Annotated in this window: 8 protein-coding genes; 6 read left to right on the top strand and 2 right to left on the bottom strand. The window is 58.3% G+C overall.

Going from position 1 to position 11,411, the window contains the following annotated elements:
* The first annotated feature begins 735 nt into the window (after positions 1 to 735).
* Positions 736 to 2,268, top strand: coding sequence for a ferredoxin:protochlorophyllide reductase (ATP-dependent) subunit B (bchB, locus tag SYN63AY4M2_RS03870; protein WP_099887224.1), 1,533 nt, complete (start codon positions 736 to 738; stop codon positions 2,266 to 2,268).
* On the opposite strand, the gene SYN63AY4M2_RS03865 is transcribed toward bchB, so the two are convergent.
* The gene (locus SYN63AY4M2_RS03865; RefSeq protein ID WP_099887223.1) at positions 2,234 to 3,190 is read right to left on the bottom strand and encodes a tocopherol cyclase family protein; all 957 of its coding nucleotides are present in this window, start codon (positions 3,188 to 3,190) and stop codon (positions 2,234 to 2,236) included. The two genes, bchB and SYN63AY4M2_RS03865, sit on opposite strands and share 35 nt — an antisense overlap.
* Positions 3,191 to 3,400: 210 nt before the next feature.
* Here SYN63AY4M2_RS03865 and SYN63AY4M2_RS03860 point away from each other — a divergent pair, with 210 nt between their 5' ends.
* The 4 genes from SYN63AY4M2_RS03860 (at position 3,401) to SYN63AY4M2_RS03845 (ending at position 9,056) form a co-directional block, all read left to right on the top strand.
* A complete protein-coding gene (locus tag SYN63AY4M2_RS03860) occupies positions 3,401 to 4,705 on the top strand; it encodes a CmpA/NrtA family ABC transporter substrate-binding protein (protein WP_099812311.1) in 1,305 nt (434 codons plus the stop codon).
* 467 nt (positions 4,706 to 5,172) lie between these two features.
* Positions 5,173 to 6,000, top strand: coding sequence for a nitrate ABC transporter permease (ntrB, locus tag SYN63AY4M2_RS03855; RefSeq protein ID WP_099834626.1), 828 nt, complete (start codon positions 5,173 to 5,175; stop codon positions 5,998 to 6,000).
* Positions 6,001 to 6,159: 159 nt separating this feature from the next.
* Positions 6,160 to 8,157 (top strand): nitrate ABC transporter ATP-binding protein, encoded by a 1,998-nt coding sequence (locus SYN63AY4M2_RS03850; RefSeq protein ID WP_099887222.1) that lies wholly within the window; start codon positions 6,160 to 6,162, stop codon positions 8,155 to 8,157.
* A gap of 62 nt (positions 8,158 to 8,219) precedes the next feature.
* Positions 8,220 to 9,056, top strand: a complete 837-nt coding sequence (locus SYN63AY4M2_RS03845) for a nitrate ABC transporter ATP-binding protein (RefSeq protein ID WP_099812314.1) — start codon at positions 8,220 to 8,222, stop codon at positions 9,054 to 9,056.
* A gap of 37 nt (positions 9,057 to 9,093) precedes the next feature.
* Here SYN63AY4M2_RS03845 and crn3 read toward each other — a convergent pair whose 3' ends face one another.
* Complete coding sequence (gene crn3, locus SYN63AY4M2_RS03840; RefSeq protein ID WP_099887482.1) at positions 9,094 to 9,999, bottom strand: CRISPR-associated ring nuclease Crn3/Csx3; 906 nt, start codon at positions 9,997 to 9,999, stop codon at positions 9,094 to 9,096.
* Positions 10,000 to 10,128: 129 nt separating this feature from the next.
* Between crn3 and SYN63AY4M2_RS03835 the strand changes: the two genes are divergently transcribed.
* Positions 10,129 to 11,411: TIGR03985 family CRISPR-associated protein (locus SYN63AY4M2_RS03835; protein WP_206337002.1), on the top strand; the 1,283-nt coding region annotated here is incomplete at its 3' end.

The raw sequence follows: 11,411 nt of genomic DNA, 5'->3' as shown, positions 1-11,411 counted from the left end.
GGGCCGGGATCCACCGACACAAAAAGTGGGCCAAGCGGGGATCCTGAACTTCAATGCTGTCAATTGCCGCTCGAATCGGTTGCAAGGGCGCCTGCAGCCAGTTGCGCAGGCAAGCCGCAGACTTAAGATATGTGACAGTCATGGAATCCATCTGCTCCTGAGGGGCTTTCCGATCACGTTGCCAAGAAATCGTGGTAGAGCCCATGGCCTTTCACCTCAACACCTCAAAGGGTGTTCGCTTTCTCCAGCAGCCACGCCCTTCTGCCCGGGTCTTTGCCCAGGTTTGTATCCAGGGAAACAGAAGAGCCTCTCTCCAGACTCAGTCTGCCTTGGCTGGCCAAAAACTTGCCTGGGTAACCCAAAATCTCTGCTCAAGTTTGTAGAGGTACACATTTTGTATTCAAAAGTTAATCTGTAACGAAAGCTACGGAAATTGGGTTCTTCGCCGGCAAGCTGCCAAGCGGAGTCCAGGGCTGCTGCCCCTATTTCCAGCATGGAACAGGCCTTGAAGTCAGGGTAGAGGGATCCCCGTAATTGTCGCTGTCTTGAAAGGGCCGTTTTGCTTTTGATCGATGATGTTTACAATCGCCGTGGCCGGGAGTTACGGAGGATAACGGCCAAGGGATCCCGGCTGCCGGGCGTTCTACAATGCCAGAAGAGATTTGCAGCGGGTGAGAAGTCGGCGGCGGATTGGGATCCCGGCTCTTGCCTCGGTTTTCATTTGAGAGGCTGTCCATGAAATTGGCCTATTGGATGTACGCTGGCCCCGCCCACATCGGCACGCTGCGGGTGGCCAGTTCTTTCAAAAACGTTCACAGCATCATGCACGCTCCCCTGGGGGACGACTATTTCAACGTGATGCGTTCCATGCTAGAGCGGGAGCGGGACTTTACCCCGGTAACCACCAGCGTCGTTGATCGGCAGGTGTTGGCGCGGGGATCGGACGAGAAGGTGATTCGCAACATCGTCCGCAAAGACGGCGAGGAGCAGCCTGATCTCATTGTGGTTACCCCCACCTGCACCTCCAGCATTTTGCAGGAGGATCTGCATCACTTTGTGCGGCAGGCGCAGTTGTCCAGCCGCTGTGACGTGCTGCTGGCCGATGTCAACCACTATCGGGTCAACGAGTTGCAGGCCGCCGAGCGCACCCTGCACCAGATTGTGGAGTTCTATATCAACAAAGCCCGCAAAAGTGGGGAGTTGAGCGGCCCGCCCCGGAGGACGGAGCGTCCTTCCTGCAACATCCTCGGCATCTCCAGCCTGGGCTTTCACCATGCCCACGATCTGCGGGAGTTGAAAAAGCTGCTCCAGGATCTGGGGATCGAGCTCAATTTGGTGATCCCGCAGGGGGCCAGCGTCCACGATCTCAAGCACCTGGGGCGGGCCTGGTTTAACGTGGTGCCCTACCGGGAACTGGGGCCGATGACGGCTCGCTACCTGCAGGAGCAGTTTGGCACACCTTATGTGGAGATCACCCCCATGGGGGTGGTGGAAACAGCCCGCTTCATCCGCCAGATCCAGCAGGTTCTCAACGAGCAAGGGATCCCGGTGGACTACGAGCCCTACATCCAGGAGCAGACCCTCTACGTTTCCCAGGCGGCTTGGTTCTCCCGCTCCATCGATTGCCAAAATCTGACCGGCAAAAAAGCCGTGGTCTTTGGGGATTGCACCCATGCGGCAGCCATCACCAAGATCCTGGCCCGCGAGATGGGGGTTCATGTGGTCTGGGCGGGCAGCTATTGCACCTACGATGGCGAGTGGTTCCAGGCAGAGGTGGGCGGGTATTGCGATCAGGTGCTGCTGACCGAAGATCACACCCGCGTAGCCGATGCCATTGCCCAGGTGGAGCCTGCCGCCATCTTCGGCACCCAGATGGAGCGGCATGTGGGCAAGCGGCTGCGGATCCCTTGTGGGGTAATCTCGGCGCCCATGCACGTGCAAGATTTTCCCATCGGCTACCGGCCCTTTTTGGGGTATGAGGGCGCCAACCAAATTGTGGACCTAATCTACAACTCCTTTACCCTGGGCATGGAGGATCACCTGCTGGAGGTCTTCGGCGGCCACGACACCAAAGAAGTGATCCACAAGAGCCTGAGCGCCGATTCCGATCTCATCTGGACGCGAGAAGCCCAGGCGGAGCTGAACAAAGTGCCCGGCTTTGTGCGCGGCAAGGTGAAACGCAACACCGAAAAATTTGCCCGCGAGCGTGGCCTGACCGAGATCACCCTAGAGGTTATGTATGCGGCCAAGGAGGCTCTCGGGGCTTGACGGGATCCATCCCAGGGGATGGCAGGTCTGGCCAGCCGATCCACAAATGGAACTCCTGTACAACGCCGCGCACCTGCCAGGATCCCCAGGGATCCACCTGCCAGGTTAGCCGAGCTTGGCCGGGCCGCCACTCCAAAAAAGGCTGGGATCCCCCGCCGTGCAGGCTGATCAGGGCGACTTCTTCGGGGCGGGTGAGCACCTGCCGCTCGGCTCCGGCGCAGGTGAGGCTGAGGCCGGAATGGTTGGGAAAGGCGTTGCACTGGATCCAAAACCAGCGGCGAGGGAAGCTTTGTCCCCAGTTTTTTTCGGCGTAGGCGGGGGCCTGCTCGAATTCGAAGCGCCTGCCCCGCCACTCCACCCAGCCGCTGGCCAGGCCGTGGCTCATCAGGATCTGCCAGCCCGGCTCGAAGATGGGCAGATAAGACCAGGCTCCCATGGTGGCCCGCGGCGGGATCCCGTAGGCAGAGCAGAGTTGAATGCGATAGAGCCAGCGGATGGCCTCGCCTCTGACAGGATCTGGCAGGATCCCCTGGTTGAGGTGGGCGGTGTATTGGTAGCCGCTGGCGGTGCGCTGGAAGAAGGTGAAGGGATCCTGAAGGCCGCGACAGCCGGGGCCTGGGATCCCTGAGTGCCCCAAGGCCAGATGGGTTGAGCTGGCCCAAAAGCGGCGGGGATTGGGGAAGGTGCGCCAATGCAACTCCTCCTCCGGCCCCAACACCTGAGCCATGCCCCCTCGCTTGGGATCGATGGCGTACATGAAGGCAAAGCTAATGGGCGGATCCCCGGGCAAGGTGACGCGGCTGTACCAGCCCTCGAAAAACGGCTCGGCACAGCCATCCCAGTGATAGCCGCCATGGGGCAGGGATCCCCAATCTGTTGAGTTGTTTTGCCCAGAGCAAGCCGCCGTTAGAGGAAACGCCATTGAGACCTAAGCCATCGCAACAATGATAAACGGAAGTCTATGCTTACCAAAATAATAATTGTATTGTTTCTATATTTATTTGCCCTTAGGATATCAACCAAGCTGAGATTTAAGGATTTCTTGAGATTTCACGAAGGAAATCCATGGGTCAGGCGACTTGAACTGGAAAGCTTCCTTCTTGCCTTCACATATCCTTTCGATGAGGTGAGCATGACGTCACGTCGTAACTTTTTGCTGTCTGCGGGTGCGGCCACCGTGGGTGGACTCGTGAGTGGCAGCTTAGCACGGGCCAGCACAGGCTACTGGGTTGCCCAGGCCAGCGGCCCAGAAACCCCCAATCTCAGGTTAGGCTTTATACCGATTGTGGAGTCTGCCCCCCTGATCATCGCCAAGGAGAAGGGCTTTTTCGACAAGCATGGCATGACCGGTGTAGAGGTTTTGAAGCAGGCCAGTTGGCCGGCAGCCCGTGACAACGTGGTCATCGGCTCAGCGGGTGGGGGAATCGACGGTGGCCAGTGGCAGATGCCGATGCCTCACATGATCCACATTGGCGCCATCACCAACAATCAGCCGGTGCGCATGGCAGTTCTGTGTCAGTTGATCACCCAAGGCAACGGGATTGCCATTGCCGGAATGCATGCTGGCAAGGGTTTGGGGCTGGATATCTCGGGAGCCGCGGATTACATCAAAAACTTCAGCGCCAGCAACAAACGCAAATTCAAGGCCGCTCATACCTTCCCCAACGTCAATCAAGATTTTTGGATCCGTTACTGGTTTGCTGCTGGGGGGGTAGATCCGGATCAAGACATCGACCTGTTGGCGGTTCCCTCTGCCGAAACGGTGCAGGGAATGCGCAATGGCACCATGGATGCTTTTAGCACCGGGGATCCCTGGCCCTACCGGATTGTGGCCGATGGGATCGGCTTTATGGCGGCCCTCACCCAGCAGATCTGGCCTTTTCACCCCGAAGAATACTTGGCCATTCGCGCCGACTGGGTGGAGCAAAACCCCAGAGCCACACAAGCAGTTTTGATGGCTGTGATGGAAGCGCAGCAATGGTGCGACGATCCGGCCAACCGTGAAGAGCTGGCGCGCATCCTTTCGGGGCGCGCTTATCTGAATGTGCCGGTCGAGGTTCTCACGCCTCCCTTCCAGGGCAAGTACGAATTGGGAGATGGCAAGCCGGCTGTTCAAGATTTCAACGCCGGGCCTCTGTACTGGGAAGATGGGCGGGGCAGCGTCTCTTATCCCTACAAGAGCCATGACCTGTGGTTCTTGACCGAATCGCTGCGTTGGGGCTTCCACGCTCGCTTCCTCAAGGATTTGGATACTGCCCGCCGTCTGGTGGATGAGGTGAACCGCGAAGATCTCTGGCGGGAGGCTGCCCAAGCGCTGGGAGTGAAGAATATTCCCAACAACACTTCGCGGGGAACGGAGCGTTTCTTCGATGGTGTGGTGTTTGACCCCCAGGATCCCCAGGCCTACTTGAACAGCCTGAAAATCAAGAGGGCCTAGTCTCGGCTCAGGTCAACACAGACGTGTTTCTTGTGTAGCAGAAATCCTGCCCATTCGCGGGATCCCATCGAGTTAAAAAAGGCTGGGCCGAGCTTTCTGCTCACATCGGGTTGATAGAGACTGTCAGCCTTGCGCCTTTTGAATGGTTCTGAACACTATGTTGAGGATCGGCCATGTTAGCTCTGCTGCACGTTCCGCGAGAACACTCCAGGGATCCCTGCTTCGAGAGACCAGCCAAGCTTTACTGGGACAGGCTCATCCTTTCAATGGCAATGGGGGCGCTGATTTTGCTGATTGCTGTGAGAGTTTTGTCGAGTTTGCAGTCCCTGTGCTTGCCCGTCCAAGGAAAAGGCAAAGCTGATCCAAGTTCATGCTCTGATTCCAGAACTTTGTAGAACCCCTCAGTCGAGGTGTTTCGAAGGCGCAGAAACAGAGAACTTTGTAAAACTCTATCCTCTCTAGGAGCCATGACGACGACACTTTCTTCTCCGGCAAAGCCCTCGACAACCAAGTTCGACTTTGCCAAGTATCGAGATCAGATCCTCCCTCCCGTGGTTGGCATTGTGGGATTTTTGTTGATTTGGCAACTTTTGTCCGGCGCCAACCTGATTCGGCTGCCGGGGCCCTGGGATGTGTGGATGGATGAGCGCAGCCGCTACCTAATCCTGCATCCTCTGTACCGCAATAGCGACCTCGACCAAGGGCTGCTGCGCCAAACTTTGGCCAGCCTGCAAAGGGTGGTCATCGGCTACTGCAGTGCCGCTTTGGTGGGCATTGCCCTAGGGATCTTGGTGGGCAGCAGCATGTGGATCAACCGCGCTTTGGATCCCATCTTCCAGTTTTTGCGCATGGTGGCTCCCTTGGCTTGGGTGCCCATCTCCTTGGCTGCTTTGCAACGCAATGAGCCGGCTGCCCTGTTCGTTATTTTTATTACCTCAATTTGGCCCATTCTCATCAACACGGCTGTGGGGGTGAGACAGATCCCGGAAGACTACATCAACGTTTCTAGAGTGCTGAGGCTTTCTAAAGTTGACTTCTTTTTTAAGGTGCTGCTGCCCTCTGCTTTGCCCTACATGTTCACAGGTTTGCGGGTTGGCATTGGCCTATCCTGGCTGGCGATTATTGCTGCAGAAATTGTCATGTCCGGCGTGCCAGGGATCGGCTTTTTCATCTGGGATGCCTACCAGCAGAACTACGTGACTGAGATCATCGTTGCTGTCATCTACATTGGGGCGGTGGGCTTGCTTTTGGATCGACTGGTGGCTGCCCTGCAAAACAAAATAGCCAATCGCTAGCCTCGTTTGCAGATCTTTTCACTGCATGTCCATCCAATTGAGTTGGGATCCCTCTTACATTGTCTTTGAGTGTTAGCCCCAATCAGCTCTTCAAAAAGAGTAGAACTGAGGTCTGGGATCCGAGTTGCTGAGCAATATCTACAGGTGGGGAGGTCTTCTGTGTCTGTATTGGTCAGTGTAGAGCAAGTGGAAAAAGCGTTTGGTCTGCCTGGAGGCCAAGAATATCTAGCCCTCAAAGGGATCGATCTCCAAATTCACCGCGGGGAGTTTGTCTCCTTAATCGGCCACTCCGGCTGCGGCAAGTCCACCCTACTGAACATGGTGGCGGGGTTGTCTCTGCCTACCGGAGGGATCGTGGCTTTGGATGGACACACCATCACCGTTCCCGGCCCGGATCGCATGGTGGTGTTTCAGCATTACTCGCTTTTGCCTTGGCTAACGGTTCGACAAAACATTGCCCTGGCGGTAGACGCTGTGCTGAAAAACTACTCCCCGGCAGAGCGTCAGCAGATTGTCGAAGAACATATCGATCTGGTCGGCTTGCGGCAGGCGGCGGATAAGTTCCCGGCTCAACTGTCAGGGGGCATGAAGCAGCGGGTAGCCATCGCTCGCGCTTTGGCTGTGAGGCCCAAGGTGTTGTTGTTGGACGAGCCCTTTGGCGCTTTGGATGCCCTCACGCGCGGGAATTTGCAGGAGCAGTTGATGCGCATCTGCGAAGAACACCAGATGACCACCCTCATGGTCACCCACGACGTGGACGAAGCCGTCCTGCTCTCGGATCGGGTGGTGATGCTGACCAACGGGCCGGGATCCCGAATTGGCAACATTTTAACCATCGATATTCCCCGCCCCCGCCGCCGGTTGGAGGTAGTCAATCACCCCAGCTACTACAGCTATCGCAGCGAGATCATCTACTTTTTGAACCAGCAAAAACGGATCAAACAGTGGCGGGCCCGCCGCAGCACCGTGGTGGCCAGGCACGGTTTAGAAAAGATCAACTTGGAGATCGGCTTTGTGCCCCTGACCGCCTGCGCCCCGTTGGCGGTGGCCAAAGAAAAGGGGTTTTTTGCCAAACACGGCCTGGAAGAAGTCAATCTGGTGCGGGAAACCAGTTGGCGAGGGATCCAAGACGGCATCCAGGGAGGTTACTTGGATGCGGCCCAAATGCCCGCCGGCATGCCGGTGTGGATGTCTCTGGGCGGCGGGGACAACCCACCCCAGCCGGTGGTGACTGCCCTCACCTTGACCCGCAACGGCAATGCCATTACCCTGCACAGGCGCTTCTACGAGCAAGGGATCCACACGCTGAGCCAGTTGAAGGCTTACATCCTGGATAGCCCCAGCCGTCGGCTGACCTTTGGGGTGGTGCATCCCAGCTCCATGCACAACTTGCTGCTGCGCTATTGGCTGGCAGCCGGCGGGATCCACCCGGATCACGATGTAGTGCTGAAAACCCTGCCACCGGCCCAGATGGTGGCCAACCTAACAGCCGGCAACATCGATGGGTACTGTGTGGGAGAGCCCTGGAATTTGCGGGCAGCCTTAGAGGGCAGTGGCTTTACGGTGGCTACAGATCTGGAGATTTGGCTGGGCCATCCCGGCAAAGTGTTGGGGGTGCGAGAAGATTGGGCCAGGGCCTATCCCAACACCCACATTGCCTTGGTGAAAGCGCTGCTGGAAGCCTGCCGCTACTGTGAAGACCCGGCCCATCACGACGAGATTCGCGAGCTGCTCAGCCGCCGCGCCTACCTGAGCACCGACCCATCCTACATTCACCTGGGGGATCCCCAGCGCCTAATCTGTGACCTAGACATGCCGATGCGGGAATATGCCCACCATCAGTTCTTTCTGGGCGCCGGCAACCGCCCCAGCCGCACCGAGCATCTGTGGATGATGACGCAAATGGCCCGCTGGGGGGATCTGCCCTTCCCCCGCAACTGGGTGGAGATCGTGGAGCGGGTATGTCAGGTGGGGGTGTTCAGCACGGCAGCCCGCGAGCTGGGGCTGGAGGTGTCTTACCAACGGCAGCCCATTCAATTGTTCGACGGGATCCCTTTCAATGGCGAGGATCCCTTGGCTTACCTCAACAGTTTGGCGATTAAGCACGACATTTACATAGCCGAGGTTGCTTTGGATCGTCGTCCTGTGTTGCTCTAGAGGTTCCCTTTGCAAAAGCACGTTCCCAGTTGTGAGAAAACGATGAATTGGAGCACCCCACGATGACTGCCCTCTTGACAACCTCTACCCCAGTAGCCACAGCCGCAGAACCCTACTTAACCCTTGAGAATGTCAGCAAGACTTACCCAACTCCTAAGGGGGAGTATCCCGTCTTGCGAGATATCAATCTTAGGGTCGATGCAGGAGAATTTGTCTGCATAGTTGGACATTCCGGCTGTGGCAAAACCACGCTGCTGAATATGGTTTCTGGCTTTACCCAGCCCACCAGCGGCTCGGTGAAGCTGAAAGGCCAGCCGATTACAGCTCCTGGCCCAGATCGCATGGTGGTGTTTCAGGGATATGCCTTGTTACCCTGGCTCACGGTCTATGAAAATGTTTACCTGGCCGTCCAGTCGGTCTTCCCTCAAAAGAGCCAGTCGGAAAAGCATCAAATTGTAGAGGAACACCTGAATTTGGTGGGGCTGGGGGAAGCTGCCCAAAAATATCCCCCGCAAATTTCCGGAGGGATGAAGCAGCGGGTGGCCATTGCCCGTGCCTTGGCGATTCGACCAGAAGTCCTGATTTTGGATGAACCCTTTGGGGCTTTGGATGCCATCACCAAAGAGGAACTGCAGGAGGAGCTGTTGCGCATTTGGGATGAACATCGCTGCACGGTTTTGATGATCACCCATGATATCGATGAGGCACTGTTTCTGGCCGACCGTTTGGTGTTAATGACCAACGGCCCTGCAGCTACCATTGGGCAGGTCATTTCTATTCCCTTCCCACGTCCTCGCGACCGCGAGCGCATTCTGGAGGATCCGCAGTACTATCGCCTGCGCAACTCTGTCCTCAGCTACCTCTACGGGCATGAGGCTAACCCTGAAGCGGTTAACTAAAAATCTCATCCGGCACGCCGCCGAAAGCTCCCTGCCATTATCCTGCCGAGCCGACCAAGCCGCGCACCACCCGCACCAGCTCGGCAGGCAGCGGAGAGCCGGGATCCCAGCACAGCTCCAGTTGGTTGGGATCCCTGGGTAGATCTTCCGGGCAGGGGCCGGTGTGCAGGACGGCCACACACCGCAAGTTGCCCCGGTCTCGACAAAACTCGTGCCAGAGAGGGATAGCCTCGGGATCCCGGCTGACCACCAGGTAGTGGGAGCAGGCTTCCAGGATCGGCTGCTTTTGCGGATCCACCTTGCCGCCCACATCCACGATCACCAGGCTTTTTTGTTGGCGCAGGGCGAGGATGGCCTGGGCGTGAAAGCTGAAAAAATCGGGGGTCAGGCGGCCCCGGTAGCGGTGCTTGAGGATTTTGGCTTCTTCCGGCGGCAGATCCAACGTCCAATTTCCTTCCCCATCCCAGTGGGCCCGCTGCAGATAAACGTTGGGAGCCTGAGGCAGCAGGGACTCGAAAAGAGCGCGGGCCAGGCGGCTTTTGCCGCTATCCGGAGGGCCCACCACCATCACTGCCGCCGCCAATTCTGAGCCTGGCCTGCCCTGCACCCAGGGAATGATCTCGCCCACCTGCACGTCTGGGCTATGGCTGGAGACCACCACTGCCCCCAAGCGCGGGTCGTAGCAGGCCACCCAGCGGGTAAAGTGGCACTCGTGCACCAACCAGCCGTAGAGCCAGATGGGGGCGCGCCCGCTCAGCACCACTCCCAAGCGGGGGTCGATCCCCCCAGGCAGGCGCAGTTGGGCCAGATCTTCCGGGAAAACCAGCCGATCCGGTCGGGTCAGCTCGATTTCAATCACCTGAAACGGTAGCCCCCCAAGATGGGGTTTCTGCGGCCAATGGGCCAGATAGCCAGACCGCAACTGCAGCGCCACAGCAGACATGGAAATTGGGACAGAAAGACAACAGCCTGGCCCCAGTATGGGGAAGATTGGAAGCAAGATCTTCCAATTGTTGGCAGAGTAGGGGCGAAGGGATCCGACCTTGGTCTGTGCCTTGCCCTGGAGGGGGAGATGAACGGAGGGGAGTTGCCTTTGACGGTGGAGGTGTTGCGCTGGCTGGCAGGCGGGCAGTTGGCAGAGCGCCTGGAGCGGGCGGTGCGTCTCTGGGTGTTGCTCCAGGGTTTGTACAGCGAAAACCGTTGGCCGGATCTGCCAGAGACCTTTGGCTACACCCACATCCGCGATCGCCTCTTCTCGCCCAGCCACCCCCGGCAGGATTTGCCCCATGGGATCTCCTGCCCGGATCCCAGTTGCATTTGCCAGAAGCCTCTGAGCTTTTGGCTGGAGCATCCCGACCTGCTGGCCGCCTTAAAAGCCGAAGTTCCCCATCTGGAGACGCGGCTGGCCAGCCGGCCCTTTTTGAAGACCCACCGCACCCTGCGCAAAGAGCTGGACTACCTGGCCGCTCAGGGCTGGCTGCAGCCAATCGAGGCCAACTCCAGGCGAAGAGATAACTTTCGCTGCCGTGCCGCCGGGGATCGCCCCCCCTTGCCGACGCCCGCCTCGGCCTTGACGTTGTCGGGTAGCCAGCTTGAGCAGATCTACCACGTCCTCAGCGACGTGGCCTTTGTGCATCCCGATGTGCAGGTGTTGCTGGACGATATCTGGGGGGGGCATCAACACTCGCAGCGGCGGCTCTTTGTCTGGTTTGAGTACATCCTCTCCGACGAACAGCAGGAGCGGGTGGACGAATACCAAAACCAGCTAGAGGCTTTCTGGACAAAACCGGCAGCAGGGCTGATCCGCTTTGATTACGAAACTCGCCAGCACGGGATCCAAAAGGTCCTCACCTACCCGGTTTGCCTGTTTTATGCCCGCCGCGCCAAGTACTTGGCCGCCTTCGGCCAGCTCCCGCACGCTGCCAGATCCCTGGGCTGGCACAACTTTCGCCTGGATCGCATTCGCTCGCCTCGCCTGACGGTGGTGCCCTGGTCTGACCCTGCGGTGCCGGCGGAGCTCTTGGCCCGCCAGAGGCAGGGGAATCTGCCCACTCCTGAGGAGGTGCAAGCGGCCTGGGAAGAGGCCTGGGGATCCGATTTCTATCTGCCCAAGGCGCTCTTGATCCTGCGCTTTGCGCCGCAGTTTGCCCGCCGCTACGTGGACAACACAGTACGCCACCCCACCTTCCAGCCCATTGCCTACGAGCGGATCCCGGCTTTGGTGCAGCAGGCAGTGGCGGATGCGCGGGAGCGCGAACAGATTTTGAACACTGTCCGGCAAAGGCCGGCCAGCGACCGGTACTTCCGCGCCTGGGTGCGGGTGGGAGATACCAATTTCACCATGCGTTTGCGCGA

The sequence above is a fragment of the Synechococcus sp. 63AY4M2 genome, assembly GCF_002760475.1.
GTDB lineage: Bacteria > Cyanobacteriota > Cyanobacteriia > Thermostichales > Thermostichaceae > Thermostichus.
The sequence above is the reverse complement of the archived record's forward strand: the minus strand, read 5'-3'. Positions and strand labels throughout refer to the sequence as shown.

Coding starts and splice junctions, on each gene's coding strand:
- bchB (WP_099887224.1), top strand. CDS start 736: ATGAAATTGGCCTATTGGATGTACGCTGGCCCCGCCCACATCGGCACG.
- SYN63AY4M2_RS03865 (WP_099887223.1), bottom strand. CDS start 3,190: ATGGCGTTTCCTCTAACGGCGGCTTGCTCTGGGCAAAACAACTCAACA.
- SYN63AY4M2_RS03860 (WP_099812311.1), top strand. CDS start 3,401: ATGACGTCACGTCGTAACTTTTTGCTGTCTGCGGGTGCGGCCACCGTG.
- ntrB (WP_099834626.1), top strand. CDS start 5,173: ATGACGACGACACTTTCTTCTCCGGCAAAGCCCTCGACAACCAAGTTC.
- SYN63AY4M2_RS03845 (WP_099812314.1), top strand. CDS start 8,220: ATGACTGCCCTCTTGACAACCTCTACCCCAGTAGCCACAGCCGCAGAA.
- crn3 (WP_099887482.1), bottom strand. CDS start 9,999: ATGTCTGCTGTGGCGCTGCAGTTGCGGTCTGGCTATCTGGCCCATTGG.